This is a genomic window from Bacteroides caccae (assembly GCF_002222615.2).
Taxonomy (GTDB): domain Bacteria; phylum Bacteroidota; class Bacteroidia; order Bacteroidales; family Bacteroidaceae; genus Bacteroides; species Bacteroides caccae.
Genome location: NZ_CP022412.2, coordinates 3,003,921 through 3,023,729 on the forward strand (window position 1 = coordinate 3,003,921; position 19,809 = coordinate 3,023,729).

A 19,809-nucleotide genomic window follows, 5' to 3' on the forward strand; every position below is an offset into this window, starting at 1 on the left:
AAAATATAAACCAATGGGAAGAGCATTTGAATATAGAAAAGCCGCAAAGTTGAAACGGTGGGGCCACATGGCTAAAACATTTACAAGACTGGGTAAACAGATTGCCATTGCTGTGAAGGCTGGTGGTCCGGAACCTGAAAATAACCCGACATTGCGTTCGGTAATTGCTACTTGTAAGCGTGAGAATATGCCGAAAGACAATATCGAACGTGCTATCAAAAACGCATTGGGTAAAGACCAGAGCGACTACAAGAGCATGACTTACGAAGGATACGGTCCTCACGGAATTGCTGTTTTTGTGGATACGCTGACTGATAATACAACCCGCACGGTGGCTGATGTACGCTCCGTATTCAATAAATTCGGCGGTAACCTCGGAACTATGGGTTCTCTGGCTTTCCTTTTCGACCATAAGTGTATGTTCACTTTCAAAATCAAGGAGGGCATGGATATGGAAGAATTGATCCTTGACCTGATTGACTACGACGTGGAAGATGAGTACGAACAGGATGATGAGGAAGGTACAATCACGATCTACGGAGATCCGAAAAGCTATGCCGCTATCCAGAAACATCTGGAAGAATGCGGATTCGAAGATGTCGGTGGAGACTTTACTTATATCCCGAACGACTTGAAAGACGTGACGCCGGAACAACGTGAAACTTTGGATAAGATGATCGAACGTCTGGAAGAGTTTGACGATGTGCAGACTGTTTATACGAACATGAAACCGGAAGGCGGAGAAGAAGAATAAACAGGCCATGGAATATGTTTATAAAACTCAGGGGACTTGCAGCACGAACATCGAACTGAACGTGGAAGACGGTGTAGTGAAAGAGGTGGCCTTCTGGGGAGGATGTAACGGTAATCTTCAAGGAATTTCACGCCTGGTGAAAGGCATGAAGGTAGAAGAAGTGATAAAGAAACTTGAAGGGGTTCGTTGCGGTGGCAGACCGACGTCTTGTCCCGACCAACTATGCCGTGCATTGCATGAAATGGGATATTGATTGACAATTTTTTTGTTCTTAATAGTTGATTGTAAGCCTTCGGCAAATTGTTTTTGCCGGGGGCTTCTTTTATTGTTCGGCAAAAAGCTTCTGTATGTCTTTCGGTTCTTCTCCGAATTTGTCGGTATTTTGAACTAAAATGGATTGTCAATCGTTACTTTATAAGTATATTTGTACTGGATAAACTATTATGCAAAGATGAAGAATATTTTTCAAGACTTAAAACGAAAAGATCATAAGCGATATCTGGGCGGACTGGATCTCTTTAAATACATCGGACCGGGACTTTTGGTTACTGTGGGTTTTATTGATCCGGGAAACTGGGCTTCCAATTTTGCCGCAGGTTCTGAATTCGGGTATTCGTTACTTTGGGTGGTCACCCTGTCTACTATCATGCTGATCGTTCTTCAACATAATGTTGCCCACCTGGGGATTGTCACCGGGCTCTGCCTCTCGGAAGCGGCCACTAAATACACTCCCAAATGGGTATCCCGTCCTATACTCGGAACGGCGGTGCTGGCTTCCATTTCCACTTCATTGGCGGAAATCCTGGGCGGTGCCATTGCATTGGAAATGTTGTTGGATATTCCTATTATATGGGGGGCTGTGCTGACAACGCTTTTTGTCTCCATTATGCTTTTCACCAACTCTTACAAAAAGATCGAGCGTTCCATTATCGCATTCGTCTCGGTGATCGGGCTGTCGTTTATTTATGAGTTGTTTCTGGTGGATATTGACTGGCCGGCCGCAACGGTGGGGTGGGTCACTCCGGCTTTCCCGAAAGGAAGTATGCTGATTATTATGAGCGTACTGGGAGCGGTGGTAATGCCGCATAACCTGTTCCTGCATTCGGAAGTGATACAGAGCCACGAGTACAATAAAAAAGATGACGCCTCTATCAAGAAGGTGTTGAAATACGAGTTGTTTGATACGCTTTTTTCAATGATTGTGGGCTGGGCTATCAATAGCGCGATGATTCTGCTGGCGGCTGCCACCTTCTTTAAAAGCGGCATTCAGGTGGAGGAATTGCAACAGGCTCAGTCATTGCTGGAACCGCTGTTGGGAAGTAATGCGGCAATCGTGTTTGCACTGGCTTTGCTTATGGCGGGCATTTCGTCCACTATCACAAGCGGAATGGCGGCAGGTTCTATCTTTGCCGGTATTTTCGGCGAGTCTTATCATATCAAGGACAGTCACTCGCAGGTAGGCGTGCTCTTGTCTTTGGGAATTGCCCTGTTGTTGATTTTCTTTATCGGAGATCCTTTTAAAGGACTGATTATTTCGCAGATGATACTCAGCATCCAATTGCCTTTCACGGTATTCCTGCAAGTGGGGCTGACCTCCTCGCGGAAGGTAATGGGAGAGTATGTCAATAGCCGTTGGAGCACATTTGTGCTGTATGCCATTGCGATTATAGTATCGGTACTGAACATCATGCTGCTATTCTCCTGAAATGAACATGAATTAAAAATATAGAATGATGAAGATTATTACTTATAATGTAAACGGGCTTCGTGCTGCCGTATCTAAAGGACTGCCGGAATGGCTGGAGCAGGAGAATCCCGATATTCTTTGTCTGCAAGAGACAAAACTGCAACCGGACCAGTATCCGGTAGAGGTGTTCGAAGCATTGGGCTATAAGTCCTATCTGTATTCGGCACAAAAGAAAGGATATAGCGGAGTGGCTTTACTTACGAAGCAGGAACCGGATCACGTGGAGTACGGAATGGGTATGGAGGCATACGACAATGAGGGGCGTTTTATACGTGCGGACTTTGGAGATTTGTCCGTGGTCAGTGTTTATCATCCTTCGGGGACAAGCGGGGATGAGCGTCAGGCTTTTAAAATGGTGTGGCTGGAAGACTTTCAGAAGTATGTGCTGGAGTTGCAGAAGTCTCGTCCGAACCTGATTCTTTGCGGTGATTATAATATTTGCCACGAGCCGATTGATATTCATGACCCTGTCCGGAACGCAAAGAACAGTGGTTTCCTTCCCGAAGAACGGGAATGGATGACCCGTTTCCTTGCAGCGGGATTCATTGATTCGTTCCGTATGCTTTATCCGGAAAAACAGGAGTATACCTGGTGGAGTTACCGTTTTAACTCGCGTGCCAAGAATAAGGGTTGGAGAATCGACTATTGCATGGCCAGTGAACCGGTCCGCCCGTTACTGATGAGCGCACGTATCTTGAATGACGCCATGCATTCGGACCACTGTCCGATGATGTTGGAAATAAAAAAACACGAAATAGTTTATGGAAGAAGATAGAATACAAAAAGCGGTGGAGCTTTTTAAGAGCGGATACAATTGCTCACAGTCTGTTGTGGCTGCTTTTGCCGATATGTACGGATTTACACAGGAACAGGCATTGCGTATGGCTGCCTCTTTCGGCGGAGGAATAGGACGCATGCGCGAGACGTGCGGGGCTGCGTGCGGGTTGTTTCTGGTGGCCGGCCTGAAAACGGGGGCTACGGAGGCGGCAGACCGGGAAGGAAAAGCTGCCAATTATGCGGTAGTGCAGGAACTGGCAGCCGAATTTAAAAAACGTAACGGCTCTCTGATTTGTGCGGAATTGTTGGGATTAAAGAAAAAAGAACCGGTTTCCACTATTCCGGAAGAACGTACAGCTCAGTATTATAGCAAACGCCCGTGCGCAAAAATGGTGGAAGAAGCGGCAAGAATCTGGGTGGAATATCTCGAAAAACACCCTAAATGAAGGAAAAAATGCTTTTTTTATTACAAAATCAGTAAAAAAACACTCAATAAAGTGTTCTATAACATAAAAATATCTATCTTTGTCCCCGAAATAAAATCTGAAAGTCGTCGGACAAGATGATTTGAAGCATGTCTAACTAAAATTTCAAAGCAAATGTTGAAAGAAAAAGCAGGTGTAATCGCAGGTACTATCTGGAATGCACTGAACGAAACAGAAGGAATGACTGCCAAGCAATTGAAAAAAGCAACTAAATTGGTTGACAAAGATTTGTTCCTCGGACTTGGCTGGTTATTGAGAGAAGACAAAGTCTCTGTGGAAGAAGTGGAAGGTGAACTCTTCATCAAATTGATCTAAGCGAGCAATCACTTAAGCAATAAAAAAATGCGTTGGTACATTGTCATAATGTTATCAACGCATTTTTTTATATTCCGCCATTTACGTATCTTTGCACACCAAAAAGATAAAATAATAAGAATTCAGCATGAAGAATATACGCAACTTTTGCATTATTGCTCATATCGACCACGGTAAGTCAACCCTGGCCGACCGCTTGTTGGAGTTTACCAACACCATTCAGGTGACCACGGGGCAGATGCTTGATGATATGGACTTGGAGAAGGAAAGAGGGATCACGATCAAAAGCCATGCTATCCAAATGGAGTATAACTATAAGGGGGAGAAGTATGTACTCAACCTGATTGATACTCCGGGGCACGTGGACTTTTCGTATGAGGTGTCCCGTTCCATTGCCGCTTGCGAAGGTGCATTGCTGATTGTCGATGCATCGCAGGGAGTACAGGCACAGACGATCTCCAACCTGTATATGGCTATTGAACACGACCTTGAGATTATTCCCGTTATCAACAAATGCGATATGGCCAGTGCCATGCCGGAGGAAGTGGAGGATGAGATTGTGGAACTGCTGGGTTGCAAGCGGGAAGAAATTATCCGCGCATCCGGTAAGACGGGTATGGGAGTGGAAGAAATCCTGGCAGCCGTTATCGAACGTATCCCGCATCCCGAAGGGGATGAGGAAGCACCGTTACAGGCTTTGATTTTCGACTCTGTATTCAACTCTTTCCGTGGAATTATCGCTTATTTCAAGATTGAGAACGGAGTGATCCGTAAAGGTGACAAAGTGAAGTTTTTCAATACCGGCAAGGAGTATGACGCCGATGAGGTGGGGGTGCTGAAAATGGAACTGGTTCCCCGGAATGAACTTCGCACGGGAGATGTAGGCTATATCATTTCCGGTATCAAGACTTCGAAAGAGGTAAAGGTGGGAGATACCATTACCCATGTGGCTCGTCCGTGTGACAAGGCGATTGCGGGTTTTGAGGAAGTAAAGCCTATGGTGTTCGCCGGGGTCTACCCGATTGAGGCGGAAGATTTTGAAGACTTGCGTGCTTCTCTGGAGAAATTGCAGTTGAACGACGCTTCCTTGACTTTCCAGCCCGAATCATCGTTGGCGTTGGGCTTCGGTTTCCGTTGCGGTTTTCTCGGGTTGCTTCACATGGAGATTGTGCAGGAACGTCTTGACCGTGAGTTTGATATGAATGTGATTACTACGGTGCCTAACGTATCTTACAATATATATGACAAGCAAGGCAATATGAAGGAGGTGCATAACCCCGGTGGTATGCCTGATCCGACGTTGATAGATCACATTGAAGAACCGTATATCAAAGCGTCTATTATTACAACGACCGATTATATAGGTCCGATCATGACGCTCTGTCTGGGCAAGCGCGGGGAACTGCTTAAACAGGAATATATTTCCGGCAACCGGGTGGAGATATATTACAATATGCCTTTGGGGGAAATTGTGATTGACTTCTATGACCGCCTGAAAAGTATTTCGAAAGGATATGCGTCGTTCGATTATCATCCGAACGGTTTCCGTCCCTCGAAACTGGTCAAACTGGATATCATGCTGAATGGTGAGCCTGTGGATGCGCTTTCTACACTGATCCACTTTGACAATGCGTATGATATGGGACGCCGGATGTGTGAGAAGTTGAAGGAACTGATTCCCCGCCAGCAGTTTGAGATTGCTATTCAAGCCGCTATCGGGGCGAAAATTATTGCCCGCGAAACGATTAAGGCGGTTCGCAAGGATGTGACTGCCAAATGTTATGGCGGTGACGTGAGCCGTAAGCGCAAGCTGCTTGAAAAGCAGAAAAAAGGTAAAAAACGAATGAAACAAATTGGCAACGTGGAAGTGCCGCAGAAAGCCTTCCTCGCAGTATTAAAACTGGATTAAAAAAAAGAACCGCAAGCAGTTTTTTCAGAGAGGTTTTCTGAACAAATTGCCTTGCGGTTAGTTTTTTAATACACCAGGTGATTGCTTTCTGTCTGCAGAGCTTTCCTTGGCAATCACTTTTGGAGAAAAAACAACTAGAAATATGAGAAAAGTTCTGTCTTTTTCGGGCTTCCTGATGTTGGGGCTCGTCGTATCGCAATTCCTGCCGGTGATAGCAGGTGAGGGGTATGGAACCGTGAAGTCCATATCGAATATACTACTCTATGTATGTCTTAGTTTTATAATGATTAATGTAGGCCGGGAATTTGTGCTCGACAAGTCCCGCTGGAAAAGTTATGCCGAGGATTATTTTATAGCAATGGCTACTGCTGCTTTGCCTTGGTTTATGATTGCTATCTACTATGTGTTTATCTTGCTTCCGCCTGACTATTGGAATAGTTGGGAGGCATGGAAAGAGAACCTGCTGTTGAGCCGTTTTGCCGCTCCGACATCAGCGGGAATCTTGTTTACCATGCTCGCCGCTATCGGGCTGAAGTCCAGTTGGATTTATAAGAAGATTCAGGTATTGGCTATTTTCGATGATTTGGATACGATCATCCTGATGATTCCTCTCCAGATCATGATGATCGGATTGCGCTGGCAGTTGATTATTGTCGTGGTGATTGTGTTTATGCTGTTGGCCGCCGGTTGGCAACAGTTGAATAAATACGACTGGCGTCAGGACTGGAAAGCGATCCTGTTCTATTCGGTTATCATATTTCTGGCTACGCAGATACTCTATCTCGGTAGCAAGGAGCTGTACGGAGAGGCGGGAAGTATCCATATTGAGGTGCTGCTTCCGGCATTTGTATTGGGTATGATTATGAAGCATAAGGAACATGACACGCCTGTGGAACGGAGAGTTTCTACCGGAATCTCTTTCTTCTTTATGTTCCTGGTAGGAATGAGTATGCCTCATTTTATCGGAGTCAATTTTGCGGAAACGCACTCGGGGGCATATTCGGTGACAGGTTCCCAGGAAATGATGTCGTGGGGGATGATTCTGTTTCATGTGGTAATTGTTTCTTTGTTGTCGAACGTGGGAAAGTTATGTCCTATGTTTTTCTATCGTGACCGGAAGCTGAGTGAACGACTGGCACTTTCTATCGGTATGTTTACCCGTGGTGAAGTGGGGGCCGGAATTATTTTTATCGCATTGGGATATAATTTGGGAGGTCCGGCATTGGTAATTTCTGTACTTACTTTAGTACTGAACTTGATTTTGACCGGAATATTTGTTCTTTGGGTGAAAAAACTGGCTTTAAGGAGCTATACTGATTAAATAAACTCTCTATACCCTATTATTTCCGGTAGTTATTATATGGAAATAATAGGGTATGGAACTGATCTACTAATAAGAATAGTTAAATAACTGTTTTCTTTAGTTGAATAACTGCATCTTTTAGTTGTTTGTTCGATATTAAATACTATATTTGTGGCGTTATACTTGGTGAGTTAAACCGAAAATATAGAAATGTATGAAACGATTGACAGCAAAAGAAGAAGAAATAATGCGTATTTTCTGGGAAAACGGCCCGATGTTTGTTCGCGGACTATTAGCTTATTATGAAGATCCCAAACCGCATTATAATACCGTTTCCACTCTTGTGCGCGGGTTGGAGGAGAAAGGATTCGTAGGTTATACGCCTTATGGAAATACTTATCAATATTATGCACTTGTTTCGGAGAAGGAGTATAAAAGTTCTGCTCTTAAAGAAGTGATTTCTCAATACTATAATAATTCGTATGTCAATGTTGTGTCTTCTTTTATTGAAGAAGAAGGATTGTCTGTTGATGAGCTTAAAGCACTCATTGACCAGATTCAACGAGGGAAAAACGAAAAATAGTTTTTGCAATAATAGTTGGGAAACGCACTATTGATAAAAAGATGTCATTACTATGGGAGACTTATTGTTTTATCTGTTGAAATCCGGATGTTACCTGATAATATTCTATCTGCTCTTTAAATTATTAATGAGCGGAACTACTTTTTTTCGCTTCAACCGGGTGACTATATTGGCGGGGATCATAGGATGTATGTTTCTCCCTTTGATAGAATTTACCACTCAAGAGGAGACATTTTTAACTGTTCCTTTACAAACGATTCAGGAGATTTTTGTTGAGCAGGCGGACGGCATATTTTGGGACACAATGTTTTGGGTTCGGCCGCAAGTGGACGAAACCGGAAATATGCAGGCTATAAATTGGTGTCCTATTGCTTTGGGATATGTTTATCTGGCAGGCGGGCTGTTTGTTTTGTGCAGGATTTTGCTTTCCTTTTATCGGATGTTCCAGCTTATACGGAACGGAAAGAGGCGCTCCTATGGGAAGTATAAACTGATTGTAGTATCGGAACCTATTTCATCTTTTTGCTGGGGAAAATATATTGTTGTTTCCGTATCCGACTACTCACAACAGTCGACAGACGGGATCTTACTCCATGAGACGATGCATTTACGTTATCGGCATACACTCGATTTATTATGTATGCAGTGTTTGTTAATTCTTTATTGGTTCAACCCGGCCATTTGGCTGCTGAAACGGGAATTGCAGGAAGTACATGAGTTTGAAGCGGATAATGGGGTGCTTAATACAGGCATTGATGCAACGAGATATCAACTTTTATTGGTGAAAAAAGCTGTTGGTACAAGGCTCTACTCTATGGCCAACGGTTTTAATCACTCTAAACTTAAAAAACGTATTACTATGATGTTAAAAGAAAGAACCAATCGGTGGGCACGGTTGAAACTATTGTTTGTGGTGCCTGTAATGGGTGGAGCGCTTTATGCGTTTGCACAGCCGGAAGTGAAAGAAGACTTAGGACTAAATACGGTCCGGGAAGTATTGCAATCAAAAACCGGAGAAGATCAGGATATCTTCAAGTTTGTTGATGATGAAATGGAGGCATATTATAATCGTTCTCCTAAGAATGCGGAGCTGAAATATAAGATTCGGGAGCGACAGACGCATATCGTAAAAGTAGATGCTAATGGACAATTGACTTTGAACAATAAAACGATTGCTAAGGAAGTCCTGAAAGAGGTACTTAAAAAAACAATGGTGGAACATAAGCGCCTGGCAAAAGAAAAGTATAACAGTGCAGAGGATCAAGTGGGAGGGATCTTGTTTTCTCCTGATACTCCTAAAGAACAGGTAAAAGATTTGTTGTCTGTTATGCGGGATGCTTTTGTTGAAATTCGGGCTGATATTGCCCAAACATCGGGAAATAACAGTAAGGAATACCTTGATAAAGAATTTCCTATTTTGATTGGTTATGGCGATATTTCTATCAAGGATAGAAAGAAAAATCCATATAATAATTCTACTACAATGAAGATTACCGGCATTCATCTTAAATTACTCTCTGCCGCAGGCAAAGTAGAGAAAGAAATAACGAATTTTACTCTGGCTGAATTGGAGAGAGATTTGAAAGATTTCTGTACATTACAGGGAGATAAGAAGAATGAGATTACTGTCAGTATGAAGGTGGATAAGGGATGTGAAATGGGGATAGTGACCGATGTGAAGACAGTTCTCCGGAATAATTATTTGTTAAAGTTGAACTATCAATAAAATACTTATTTCTCCACTGATAATAGTTGGAGACTGCATAGTTAGAGATCGCAAAGTTAGAGATCGCAAAGTTAGAGACTGCATAGTTTAGAGACTGCATAGTTAGAGACTACTGGAGTAATAACAGAATGACAAGTCGGTAGTATTTAAAACTCTCCTCCTTCAGGAAGGAGGAGTACCCGTAGGGGGAGGTGGTAGGTGAATGCATGAATTGTTTATTATCAGCATTGTGCATCTACCTACCACCCCGACTTATTAGACACGCCCTCTAGCATTCAAGAAAGATATTCCTAACAAATTCGTTTTAGCGCTATTTTTTTCGGATTAGTCAAATAGTTCCCCGTCTTCTTCGATTGGAAGTATTTTCCGGCTTTCTTCATGTGGTAATTGTTCTACTTGACGTAGCTTTCGTTCGATAGCACGGGTTCGTTTGCCCATAACTTCTTCAAGCTGGTCACCGGCATTTTGCAGGTTCTTTTGTACTTTCTCAAGCAGTCCGCCGAATTTGCTGAATTCGGTTTTTACAGCTCCCAATACAGTCCAGACTTCTCCGGTACGTTTCTGAATGGCTAAGGTACGGAAACCCATTTGAAGGCTGTTCAGAATGGCTCCTAAAGTAGTCGGGCCTGTTACGACGATTTTGTATTCCTTCTGAAGTGTTTCGACAAGGCTTGTCCGCCGGATAACTTCTGCATAGATACTTTCGAACGGTAAAAACATGATTGCGAAATCTGTGGTAAAAGGAGGGTCGACATATTTGTCGTGAATATCCTTTGCCATTTTCTTAATGGTGTTTTCCAGTTGTTTGCCGGACGATTCGATCAAAGCGGTATCTCCCGCTTCGAAAGCATCGTAATACTGTTCGTATATGTCTTTGGGGAATTTGGCATCAATCGGGAGATAGACCGTGCTGTTCACATCGTCTTTTCCCGGCAGTTTGATAGCAAATTCTACAAACTCCGTTCCGCTTTTCTTCGTTTTGACATTGGCGTCGTATTGTTCCGGGCTCATCATTTGCTCCAGTAATGCACCTAACTGTACCTCACCGAATGTTCCCCGCATTTTTACGTTGCTCAGTACCTTCTTCAGTCCGCCGACATCCTGGGCCAGAGATTTCATTTCTCCCAGACCTTTCTGCACATTTTCCAGTTGCGAACGGACAATCTCAAATGACTGCCCAATTCGTTCGTTCAACGTTTTTTGCAACTTTTCTTCAACCATTAGACGCATATCATCCAAGCGTTTCTCGGTCGATTTAATCAGTGTTTCCTGTTGGCGGGCCATTGTGTCGAATTTCTGCCGTTGTAATTCTCCTGTGGTCATCATATTCTTGTGGAGGACATCCTGGAGTTGCTGCATATTCTGATTTAATACTTGCGTCATTTCCATGCGCAACTCCCGGATACTTCGGTTCAGTTCTTCCCGGTTTTCTTGCATTTGTTGCCGTAAGGCTGCTTGCAGTTGTTCCGCTTGATTTTGGTTGTTGCCTTTCGTTAGTGATAGTACAAGTAATACTATCACTAATACGGCGATAACAATAAGTAAAATCGATTCCATTTAATAAGTCAGGATTTCATTTCCGGTTTCAGTAATCAGAATCATATTCTCCCATTGGGCAGAGGGCAATCCGTCATCTGTGCAGACAGTCCAGCCGTCAGCTTCGTCGACAAACACTTCATAGGTTCCCATGTTAATCATCGGCTCAATGGTGAAAGTCATTCCCGGTACGATCATCATGCCTGTTCCCCGGCGTCCGAAATGCTCTACATCCGGTTCTTCATGGAATTTCATGCCTACACCGTGTCCGCAGAGGTCGCGCACGACGCTGAATCCGTTTTTCTCGGCATGTTCCTGAATTGCGGCACCCACATCGCCCAGTTGTTTCCAAGGTTGTGCAGCGGCAATACCAATTTCCATACACTCTTTCGTCACTTGGACCAGTTTGCGCATTTCGGGGCTTACGTCGCCGATCATAAACATGCGGGAGGCGTCAGAGAAGTATCCATTGTAAATGGTAGAGACATCCACATTGATAATATCTCCGTTTTTCAGGATTTCATTCTTGTTGGGTATCCCATGGCATACTACGTCGTTAATGCTTGTACAGACACTCTTGGGGAATCCTTCGTAATTGAGGGGAGCAGGAACGGCTCCGTGACCGGTCGTGAAATCATACACTAGTCTGTCAATTTCCTCGGTAGACATTCCCTCACGGATATTCTCCGCGATATGATCCAATAATGCAGTGTTGATTTTGGCACTTTCACGTATTCCTTCCAGTTGTTCGGGGGTACGGAGCACTTTACGAGGCGGAAGTTTGTATCCTTGTTTTCTATATTTCTGTATTTTGTCTTCTACTGCTGCCGGATAATTGGAGGGGGTAAACCGGAATCCCTTGATAAAGTTTTTCATTATTATATGATGTTATTTAATCGTTCTACAAAGGTAGAGAATAAAATGGAAGTTGTGTCTCCTTGGCTTCTAAAACTTTTCTTGTAGATTATTCATCATTATGAAATAGCTTTGAATACGGGTTCTATCTTTTGGATTTCAGACTCAAATCCGAACCAGTAGCCATGTCCGTCTTCATCAACGGGGAGAAAACACAGACGTAGTTTTTCCCGATAGGAGCCATAGATGACTTCCCAACTCTCCGGGGGAACTTGCCGTTTGGTTCTGACTTTTTCGGCGGGAACTTTCTTTAATGACATACCTGCTTCGATCCATGCGATACTGACTTGAGTCAAGTAATCGGGATAATGATTTTTACAGAAATTATATAGGATCAATCCTCTTCTTTCCAGACTTAACGGGGTGTCGATGATATCTGCCTGAACTAAATGATCGAGCAACTCATGTAAGAAATGAGGATTTTCCAGAATAAGCATCCGGGTGATGTTTTGCCAGGTAGGAGTATTATAGAAGCCGTCTAACAGGCGGGATAGATAATGCGCTGTCTGTAACTCGTCTACTGAAATCTCACGTGTTTGGAGGACTTCATAAGGGGGAAGGGGCGAGTATTGAATGCCTAGTTCTTCTGCTCTTCTCCGCATCTCGGTACCGGGAAGTAACTTTAGGGATTCCAGTTGAATCTCTCCTGCACCGTATTCTGCCAAGGTACGGACGTCTTCGAATATCTCGGATAAGTGATAGAGTGGGAGACCTGCTATGAGGTCAGCATGCGTTTCCATATTCTTTAGTGAACAGAGATATTTTAATCCTTCCAATGCGTCGGATAACTTTCCGATACGGCGGCTTTGTTGCAGAACCGACTCTTTTAAACTTTGAATGCCGGCCTCCAAATGTAATAACCCCTTGGGTAAGACCGATAATTCCTGTTTTAATTCTTCGGAAAGGAGAGCCGGATGAATCTCCAAATGAAAACAGATGTCCGGATATTGCCGGAATAAGTCCAGTAATTCTTTAGCCCGTTTGTTGTTGTAATTAAAAGTACGGTCGAGTACGCGCACGTTCTTAATGCCATGCTGGTGAATGTCATTCAGACGTTCACGGATAGCTTCCAAAGGAATGGTACGCACCGGCTTTTCACCACCGCTGACGCAAAAGGCACACGTGTTGAAACAACCTCGGGTAGTTTCCAACTGTACAAACGGTTTACTCCAGTTAAAAAAACAACTTTTCTCGGGGGAAACAAGTTGAGAGAAGTTCATGACGCGGGCAATTCCATTGTCCTGATAGCGACCGTTTTCATCCAAGTAACAAAGTCCCGTTATTGATTTCCATGTTTCTTTACTGTGATTCCATACTTTCAGCCATTGGGGGAATACTTCTTCACCCTCTCCACGGAACACTCCGCTGACAAATTTGTTCTTATATAAAAAGGCTTCATTATTTCCCAAAAACTCCGGACCGCCGAGTACGATGCAGCAATGCGGAAGTAATGCTTTAGCACGGGATATGATGTGTAGCAACTGTTCGTGATTGAATAACCAGTTGGTGGCGGCAATGATGTCCGGCCGGTGTTTGTGAATCCGGCTGACAACCATTCCGGTATTTTCATTTATGGTTGCCGATACTATACACCATTCAATAGTAGTGTCGTCTGCTATCTGGGCGTGTAATGCAGGGAGCGCCAACGATGAGTGTGCATAGGAGCTATTTAAATCAAGCCAAAGAAGTTTCATGTAGAATTTTTAATATTATCGGGAACAAAGGTACAAAAAACTTATGGCTTGGAGCATATAGTAAAATAAAAACGCTAAATTTGTATTTATAAACGCAATAAACTAGAAGATTATGAAACTGATTAAAAAATACGCAGGTTTTCTGCTGATGCTGACGTTGCTTGTCGGCTTTACTTCATGTGAGGATGATGAAGATATTTATGATGACCTCATGGGGAGAACATGGGTTGGAGATTTGGGATTTGGTACTAACAGAGATCCGATAGAAAGCGGTATTCGCTTGGATAATAACGGCTTGGGAATTGATTATCAGGTCTATGATTATGACGGCGCTTCTGCCGGTGACTTGCCTTTTCGTTGGCGGGTAGATTATGGAACTTTATACCTTGATTATGGTTATGATTTTGCTCTGCGTGAGGTGAGAGGTGTTCGTGTGAGCGGACGTTATATGCGAGGTGATCTATATCTTGATGGCGAGTTTTTCGGATATATTGAGTTGAGAATGCAATAAGAAAATAATATAATAGATATAGAAAGGAGCCATACTTGTGTATAAATGGTATAGCTCCTTTCTTTTAACTTGTATTTATTCTATTTTTTCAGAAACAACTTCTTGAATTCTCCCGGATAAGGTGTTTCAAATTCCATTAGATCTCCCGTTACAGGATGATAGAAACACAGTTTGAAAGCATGAAGGGCCAATCGACCGATCGGGTTAGAGTAATTTTCTCCTCCATATCTTCCGTCTCCGGCAATCGGATGTCCTAAATCCTGCATGTGTACACGAATCTGGTTTTTACGTCCGGTCTCTAAATCAAGTTCCACTAAAGAATATCCGTTGGCACGTTTGATTGTTCTATAATGAGTGATAGACTTTGAACCGCCGTCGTCATATCCACTGGAACTTACGTATAAAGTCTTGTCCGTCAGCCAGGAAACAACAGTATCATAATCTTTTTCCATACTTCCTTCTACTACGGCTACATACCGACGGTCGGTCACTATATCATGCCAGTTGTCGCGCAGAGTACGTTGTGTCTTTTCGTCCTTGGCAAACATCATCAATCCGGAAGTGTCTCTGTCCAGACGATGTACAATGTACACTCGGTGTTGACGTCCGGAACGTTGCACATATTCATTAAGTATGGTATAGGCTGTGCGCTCTTTTTGACGTTCCGTATTGACGGACAAAAGTCCTTGCATCTTTTCGACCACAATGATATATGCGTCTTCGTACACAATTTTCAGCAATCGGTTATTAAATTCTTTCCTTCCTTTATCTTTGCTGATTTGAACTTTCATTCCCGGTTTCAACGGAAAGTTGAATTGCGTGGTTATTACATTATCTACCAATACCACTCGTTTGCTGAGCAATGACTTTAGTTTTGTACGGCTTGCGTCCGGCATTTTGGCAGTCAGGAACTCCATTAGTTCCATTGGCTCTTTGACTGCATAATTGGTATATTGTGCACGTGCTTTTTCAGCAGGAGTTCTTCTCGGTCTTTTTTCCATTTCTTTTTTCTTTTAAGAACGATTCAATTAAAGATTATCGGAGTTCCAGCAATACCACATTTTCCACGTGGTGAGTATGAGGGAACATATCTACCGGCTGCACGGCCTTCACCTTATATTTTTCGTCCAGTAATTGCAGGTCACGTGCCTGAGTGGCGGGATTACAGCTTACGTAAACAATTCGTTTGGGTTCGGCAAACAAGATTACATCCACCACATCCTGATGCATACCTGCACGAGGAGGGTCGGTGATGATAACATCCGGACGTCCATGCTCGTTGATAAATTCCTGAGTCAGAATATCCTTCATGTCACCTGCATAAAACAGGGTATTCTTAATATCGTTGATTTCTGCGTTCACCTTTGCGTCTTCAATGGCTTCCGGCACATACTCGATACCAATCACCTGACGAGCCCGGCGTGATACGAAGTTGGCGATAGTTCCGGTTCCGGTGTAAAGGTCATATACAAGTTCATTTCCGGTCAGTCCGGCAAACTCGCGGGCTACCTTATATAAATTATATGCCTGTTCTGAATTTGTTTGATAGAATGATTTCGGTCCCACTTTGAAACGCAATCCTTCCATTTCTTCAAAGATATGATCGTTTCCTTTGAACACATACACATCCAGATCATTGATCGTATCGTTGCACTTATTATTAATAATGTATAGGAGAGAAGTTATTTCCGGGAAAGAATCTGCCACGAATTGAAGCAACTGCTTGAACAGTTCCATTTCATGATCTTCCGTAATCTTGCAGATCACGATTACCATTAGTTCACCTGTGGAGGAAGTGCGGACAATCATATTCCGTAACATACCTTCTTGCGTACGCAGGTTGATAAATGAGTAGTCATGCTCATAAGCATAATCGCGTATCGCATTACGAATCCGGTTGGATATATCATCCTGCAACCAGCACTTTTCGATTGCCAATACCTTGTCGAATGCTCCCGGAATATGGAAACCTACTGCATTCATCTGGTCATACTTCACATCCTGACGGACTTCTTCGTTCGTCAACCAACGTTTGTTGGAAAATGTAAATTCCAGTTTGTTCCGGTAAAACTCTGTTTTTGCGGAACCTAAAATCGGCGAAATCTCCGGAAGTTCAATCTTTCCGATACGTCTCAGGTTGTCTTCCACCTGCTTTTGCTTGTATCTGATCTGCTCCGGATAGGGTAGCACTTGCCATTTACAGCCGCCGCAAACACCATAGTGCTGGCAGAAAGGAACTGCACGATTGGGCGATAGTTCGTGGAACTTTACCGCTTCGGCTTCGGCATATTTATTTTTTTTACGCTTGATTTGCAGGTCTACGACATCACCCGGCACTACGTAAGGAACAAAAATTACCAGGTCGTTTACTTTTGCAATGGCTTTTCCTTCGGCAGCCACATCCATGATTGTTACCTTCTCCAATAAGGGAAGCTCTTTTTTCTTTCTTGCCACTTTTACACCAGTCTAATAATTACTTTGCAAAAGTAGGTATTTTTTTTGGAAAATTTTCGTGTATGCAGAAATATTCCAGATTGTAATGTCGAAATTGCATTTTGATAGAAAGTTTTTTCTCAAAAAGTTTTCTGGTTTGCGAAATATACTTAGATTTGCGAACAGAAAAAAGTCATAATGTAACTTTAAACACAATATTATGGATAAAAAAAGAGTTTATACCTTTGGAAATGGTCAGGCAGAAGGAAAAGCTGACATGAAGAATTTGTTAGGCGGTAAAGGTGCTAATCTTGCCGAAATGAATTTAATCGGAATTCCAGTTCCCCCCGGATTTACAATAACAACAGATGTTTGTACAGAATACAATACATTAGGACGTGATAAAGTGGTTGAGTTGCTGAAAGATGATGTCGTAAAAGCCATTGCTAATGTAGAGGCGTTGATGAAATCTAAATTTGGTGACATTGACAACCCGTTGCTGGTATCGGTTCGTTCGGGTGCACGCGCGTCTATGCCTGGTATGATGGATACTATTCTGAACTTGGGTTTGAATGACGAAGTGGTAGAAGGTATTATCCGCAAGACCGGTAACGCACGTTTTGCATGGGACTCTTATCGTCGTTTCGTACAAATGTACGGTGACGTTGTACTGGGCATGAAGCCTACAAATAAAGAGGATATCGACCCGTTCGAGAAAATTATTGAAGAAGTGAAACACGCGAAAGGCGTAAAACTAGACAATGAACTTGAAGTGGAAGACTTGAAAGAACTTGTCAAGAAGTTCAAGGCTGCCGTGAAAGAACAGACAGGAAAGGATTTCCCGACTTGTGCATACGAGCAACTTTGGGGAGCTATCTGCGCCGTATTCGATTCATGGATGAACGAACGTGCTATCCTTTATCGTAAAATGGAAGGCATTCCTGACGAATGGGGAACAGCTGTAAATGTGCAGGCTATGGTATTCGGTAATATGGGCGATACTTCTGCGACAGGTGTTTGTTTCTCACGTGACGCTGCTACGGGTGAAGACCTTTTCAACGGTGAATATCTGATTAACGCACAAGGTGAAGACGTGGTAGCCGGTATCCGTACTCCGCAACAGATTACCAAGATCGGTTCTCAACGTTGGGCACAGTTGGCCGGAGTAAGCGAAGAAGAACGTGCTGCGAAATATCCTTCTATGGAAGAAGCCATGCCGGAAATCTATCAAGAATTGGATGCGCTTCAGACTAAGCTGGAAAATCACTACAAGGATATGCAGGACATGGAGTTCACCGTACAGGAAGGTAAACTTTGGTTCCTCCAGACTCGTAACGGTAAACGTACAGGTGCCGCCATGGTGAAGATTGCTATGGATTTGCTCCACCAAGGCATGATTGATGAGAAAACAGCTTTGATGCGTGTTGAACCGAATAAACTTGACGAACTTCTTCATCCGGTATTTGATAAGGACGCTTTGAAAGCTGCAAAAGTCCTGACCCGTGGTCTTCCGGCTTCTCCGGGTGCTGCAACCGGTCAGATTGTATTTTTTGCTGATGACGCTGCCGAATGGCATGCTGCCGGCAAGCGTGTGGTAATGGTTCGTATCGAAACTTCTCCTGAAGACTTGGCCGGTATGGCAGTTGCTGAGGGTATCCTTACCGCTCGTGGTGGTATGACTTCTCATGCTGCTGTGGTAGCTCGTGGTATGGGTAAATGCTGTGTATCAGGTGCAGGTGCTTTGAATATTGATTATAAGGCTCGTACCGTAGAAATTGACGGTGTTGTTCTGAAAGAAGGTGATTACATCTCTTTGAACGGAAGTACGGGTGTAGTATATAATGGTAAAGTAGAAACGAAAGCTGCCGAGCTTTCCGGTGACTTTGCCGAATTGATGACGCTTGCTGATAAATATACCCGTTTGCAAGTGCGTACGAATGCGGATACTCCTCATGATGCGGAAGTAGCACGTAATTTCGGCGCTGTGGGTATCGGTCTTTGCCGTACGGAACACATGTTCTTTGAAGGGGAAAAGATCAAGGCAATGCGCGAAATGATCTTGGCAGAAGATGCGGAAGGACGCCGTAAGGCATTGGCTAAGATTCTGCCGTATCAACAGGCCGACTTTAAGGGTATCTTTAAGGCAATGGCAGGTTGTCCGGTGACAGTGCGTCTGCTCGATCCTCCTTTGCATGAGTTTGTTCCTCACGATCTGAAAGGACAACAGGAAATGGCGGATACAATGGGTGTAAGCCTGCAATATATCCAGCAGCGTGTAGAGTCTCTGTGTGAACATAACCCGATGTTGGGTCACCGTGGTTGCCGTCTGGGAAATACTTATCCTGAAATCACTCAGATGCAGACACGTGCTATCTTGGGTGCTGCATTGGAATTGAAGAAAGAAGGTGTAGAAACACATCCTGAAATCATGGTTCCGTTGACTGGTATCTTATATGAATTTAAGGAACAGGAAAATGTGATTCGCACGGAAGCAGCGAAGTTGTTTGAGGAACTGGGAGACAGCATTGACTTTAAAGTAGGTACAATGATCGAAATCCCGCGTGCTGCGTTAACTGCAGACCGTATTGCTTCTTCTGCCGAATTCTTCTCATTCGGTACGAATGACTTGACACAGATGACCTTCGGTTATTCTCGTGACGATATTGCTTCTTTCCTTCCTGTTTATCTGGAAAAGAAGATTTTGAAAGTAGACCCGTTCCAAGTGCTCGACCAGAATGGTGTGGGACAGTTGGTACGTATGGCAACAGAAAAAGGCCGTGCAATTCGTCCGGACTTGAAATGTGGTATTTGTGGTGAGCACGGTGGCGAACCTTCTTCAGTGAAATTCTGTCACAGAGTAGGATTGAACTACGTTAGCTGCTCTCCGTTCCGAGTGCCTATTGCAAGATTGGCGGCGGCGCAGGCTGCTATTGAGGGATAGCTAAATACACTGGTTAGGTACTTAACTATCTAAAGAAATAGGCTGTAAATACTTGTGAAAGTATTCGCAGCCTATTTTATTTTGTCTTTGTTTTTGCTTTGATATCCGGTGCTTCTGAGAAAATCCTTGGTATTTATTATAAAAAACTAACTAAATGTTTGTTTAATCCTAAAAACAGCT

The 19,809-nt window shown here is 43.4% G+C and carries 17 protein-coding genes; 12 read left to right on the plus strand and 5 right to left on the minus strand.

The features are described 5' to 3' along the window. Positions 1-13 precede the first annotated feature (13 nt). The 10 genes from CGC64_RS12145 (at position 14) to CGC64_RS12190 (ending at position 9,599) form a co-directional block, all read left to right on the plus strand. Entirely contained in the window at positions 14-754 is a 741-nt protein-coding gene (locus CGC64_RS12145; protein WP_005676202.1) for a YebC/PmpR family DNA-binding transcriptional regulator, read from the plus strand. Positions 755-761: 7 nt separating this feature from the next. Then, the gene (locus CGC64_RS12150) at positions 762-1,007 is read left to right on the plus strand and encodes a TIGR03905 family TSCPD domain-containing protein (protein ID WP_005676200.1); all 246 of its coding nucleotides are present in this window, start codon (positions 762-764) and stop codon (positions 1,005-1,007) included. Between the two features lie 198 nt (positions 1,008-1,205). Continuing rightward, entirely contained in the window at positions 1,206-2,459 is a 1,254-nt protein-coding gene (locus tag CGC64_RS12155; protein ID WP_005676199.1) for an Nramp family divalent metal transporter, read from the plus strand. Between the two features lie 28 nt (positions 2,460-2,487). Then, a complete protein-coding gene (locus CGC64_RS12160; protein ID WP_032855045.1) occupies positions 2,488-3,276 on the plus strand; it encodes an exodeoxyribonuclease III in 789 nt (262 codons plus the stop codon). Then, positions 3,263-3,724, plus strand: a complete 462-nt coding sequence (locus CGC64_RS12165) for a C-GCAxxG-C-C family protein (protein ID WP_005676197.1) — start codon at positions 3,263-3,265, stop codon at positions 3,722-3,724. Before CGC64_RS12160 ends, CGC64_RS12165 begins: the two co-directional genes overlap by 14 nt. Positions 3,725-3,877: 153 nt before the next feature. Further along, positions 3,878-4,078 carry a winged helix-turn-helix domain-containing protein gene (locus CGC64_RS12170; RefSeq protein ID WP_004295603.1) on the plus strand — a complete coding sequence of 67 codons (201 nt, stop codon included), beginning with the start codon at positions 3,878-3,880 and terminating at the stop codon, positions 4,076-4,078. A gap of 127 nt (positions 4,079-4,205) precedes the next feature. Next, positions 4,206-5,987 (plus strand): translation elongation factor 4, encoded by a 1,782-nt coding sequence (lepA, locus tag CGC64_RS12175; RefSeq protein WP_005676190.1) that lies wholly within the window; start codon positions 4,206-4,208, stop codon positions 5,985-5,987. A gap of 142 nt (positions 5,988-6,129) precedes the next feature. After that, the gene (locus tag CGC64_RS12180) at positions 6,130-7,308 is read left to right on the plus strand and encodes a cation:proton antiporter (protein WP_005676188.1); all 1,179 of its coding nucleotides are present in this window, start codon (positions 6,130-6,132) and stop codon (positions 7,306-7,308) included. A gap of 196 nt (positions 7,309-7,504) precedes the next feature. Further along, on the plus strand, positions 7,505-7,873 hold the full coding sequence (locus CGC64_RS12185; protein WP_005676185.1) for a BlaI/MecI/CopY family transcriptional regulator: 369 nt from the start codon (positions 7,505-7,507) through the stop codon (positions 7,871-7,873). 52 nt (positions 7,874-7,925) lie between these two features. Beyond that, entirely contained in the window at positions 7,926-9,599 is a 1,674-nt protein-coding gene (locus CGC64_RS12190) for a M56 family metallopeptidase (RefSeq protein ID WP_005676183.1), read from the plus strand. Between the two features lie 324 nt (positions 9,600-9,923). Here the strand turns inward: CGC64_RS12190 and CGC64_RS12195 are convergent, their stop codons facing one another. The 3 genes from CGC64_RS12195 to CGC64_RS12205 form a co-directional block, all read right to left on the minus strand. Beyond that, entirely contained in the window at positions 9,924-11,156 is a 1,233-nt protein-coding gene (locus tag CGC64_RS12195; RefSeq protein WP_005676181.1) for a DNA recombination protein RmuC, read from the minus strand. Next, the gene (map, locus tag CGC64_RS12200; RefSeq protein WP_005676180.1) at positions 11,157-12,011 is read right to left on the minus strand and encodes a type I methionyl aminopeptidase; all 855 of its coding nucleotides are present in this window, start codon (positions 12,009-12,011) and stop codon (positions 11,157-11,159) included. A 98-nt stretch (positions 12,012-12,109) separates the two neighbouring features. Next, on the minus strand, positions 12,110-13,744 hold the full coding sequence (locus CGC64_RS12205; protein ID WP_005676179.1) for a B12-binding domain-containing radical SAM protein: 1,635 nt from the start codon (positions 13,742-13,744) through the stop codon (positions 12,110-12,112). Between the two features lie 112 nt (positions 13,745-13,856). Here CGC64_RS12205 and CGC64_RS12210 point away from each other — a divergent pair, with 112 nt between their 5' ends. Continuing rightward, a complete protein-coding gene (locus CGC64_RS12210; RefSeq protein ID WP_005676177.1) occupies positions 13,857-14,255 on the plus strand; it encodes a hypothetical protein in 399 nt (132 codons plus the stop codon). Positions 14,256-14,335: 80 nt separating this feature from the next. On the opposite strand, the gene CGC64_RS12215 is transcribed toward CGC64_RS12210, so the two are convergent. Both CGC64_RS12215 and rlmD read right to left on the minus strand, forming a co-directional pair. Then, positions 14,336-15,256 carry an RluA family pseudouridine synthase gene (locus CGC64_RS12215; protein WP_005676176.1) on the minus strand — a complete coding sequence of 307 codons (921 nt, stop codon included), beginning with the start codon at positions 15,254-15,256 and terminating at the stop codon, positions 14,336-14,338. Between the two features lie 34 nt (positions 15,257-15,290). After that, positions 15,291-16,661 (minus strand): 23S rRNA (uracil(1939)-C(5))-methyltransferase RlmD, encoded by a 1,371-nt coding sequence (gene rlmD / locus CGC64_RS12220; RefSeq protein WP_005676175.1) that lies wholly within the window; start codon positions 16,659-16,661, stop codon positions 15,291-15,293. 247 nt (positions 16,662-16,908) lie between these two features. Between rlmD and ppdK the strand changes: the two genes are divergently transcribed. Beyond that, positions 16,909-19,629 carry a pyruvate, phosphate dikinase gene (gene ppdK / locus CGC64_RS12230; protein WP_005676174.1) on the plus strand — a complete coding sequence of 907 codons (2,721 nt, stop codon included), beginning with the start codon at positions 16,909-16,911 and terminating at the stop codon, positions 19,627-19,629. Positions 19,630-19,809: the final 180 nt, after the last annotated feature.

Coding starts and splice junctions, on each gene's coding strand:
- CGC64_RS12145 (WP_005676202.1), top strand. CDS start 14: ATGGGAAGAGCATTTGAATATAGAAAAGCCGCAAAGTTGAAACGGTGG.
- CGC64_RS12150 (WP_005676200.1), top strand. CDS start 762: ATGGAATATGTTTATAAAACTCAGGGGACTTGCAGCACGAACATCGAA.
- CGC64_RS12155 (WP_005676199.1), top strand. CDS start 1,206: ATGAAGAATATTTTTCAAGACTTAAAACGAAAAGATCATAAGCGATAT.
- CGC64_RS12160 (WP_032855045.1), top strand. CDS start 2,488: ATGAAGATTATTACTTATAATGTAAACGGGCTTCGTGCTGCCGTATCT.
- CGC64_RS12165 (WP_005676197.1), top strand. CDS start 3,263: ATGGAAGAAGATAGAATACAAAAAGCGGTGGAGCTTTTTAAGAGCGGA.
- CGC64_RS12170 (WP_004295603.1), top strand. CDS start 3,878: ATGTTGAAAGAAAAAGCAGGTGTAATCGCAGGTACTATCTGGAATGCA.
- lepA (WP_005676190.1), top strand. CDS start 4,206: ATGAAGAATATACGCAACTTTTGCATTATTGCTCATATCGACCACGGT.
- CGC64_RS12180 (WP_005676188.1), top strand. CDS start 6,130: ATGAGAAAAGTTCTGTCTTTTTCGGGCTTCCTGATGTTGGGGCTCGTC.
- CGC64_RS12185 (WP_005676185.1), top strand. CDS start 7,505: ATGAAACGATTGACAGCAAAAGAAGAAGAAATAATGCGTATTTTCTGG.
- CGC64_RS12190 (WP_005676183.1), top strand. CDS start 7,926: ATGGGAGACTTATTGTTTTATCTGTTGAAATCCGGATGTTACCTGATA.
- CGC64_RS12195 (WP_005676181.1), bottom strand. CDS start 11,156: ATGGAATCGATTTTACTTATTGTTATCGCCGTATTAGTGATAGTATTA.
- map (WP_005676180.1), bottom strand. CDS start 12,011: ATGAAAAACTTTATCAAGGGATTCCGGTTTACCCCCTCCAATTATCCG.
- CGC64_RS12205 (WP_005676179.1), bottom strand. CDS start 13,744: ATGAAACTTCTTTGGCTTGATTTAAATAGCTCCTATGCACACTCATCG.
- CGC64_RS12210 (WP_005676177.1), top strand. CDS start 13,857: ATGAAACTGATTAAAAAATACGCAGGTTTTCTGCTGATGCTGACGTTG.
- CGC64_RS12215 (WP_005676176.1), bottom strand. CDS start 15,256: ATGGAAAAAAGACCGAGAAGAACTCCTGCTGAAAAAGCACGTGCACAA.
- rlmD (WP_005676175.1), bottom strand. CDS start 16,661: ATGGATGTGGCTGCCGAAGGAAAAGCCATTGCAAAAGTAAACGACCTG.
- ppdK (WP_005676174.1), top strand. CDS start 16,909: ATGGATAAAAAAAGAGTTTATACCTTTGGAAATGGTCAGGCAGAAGGA.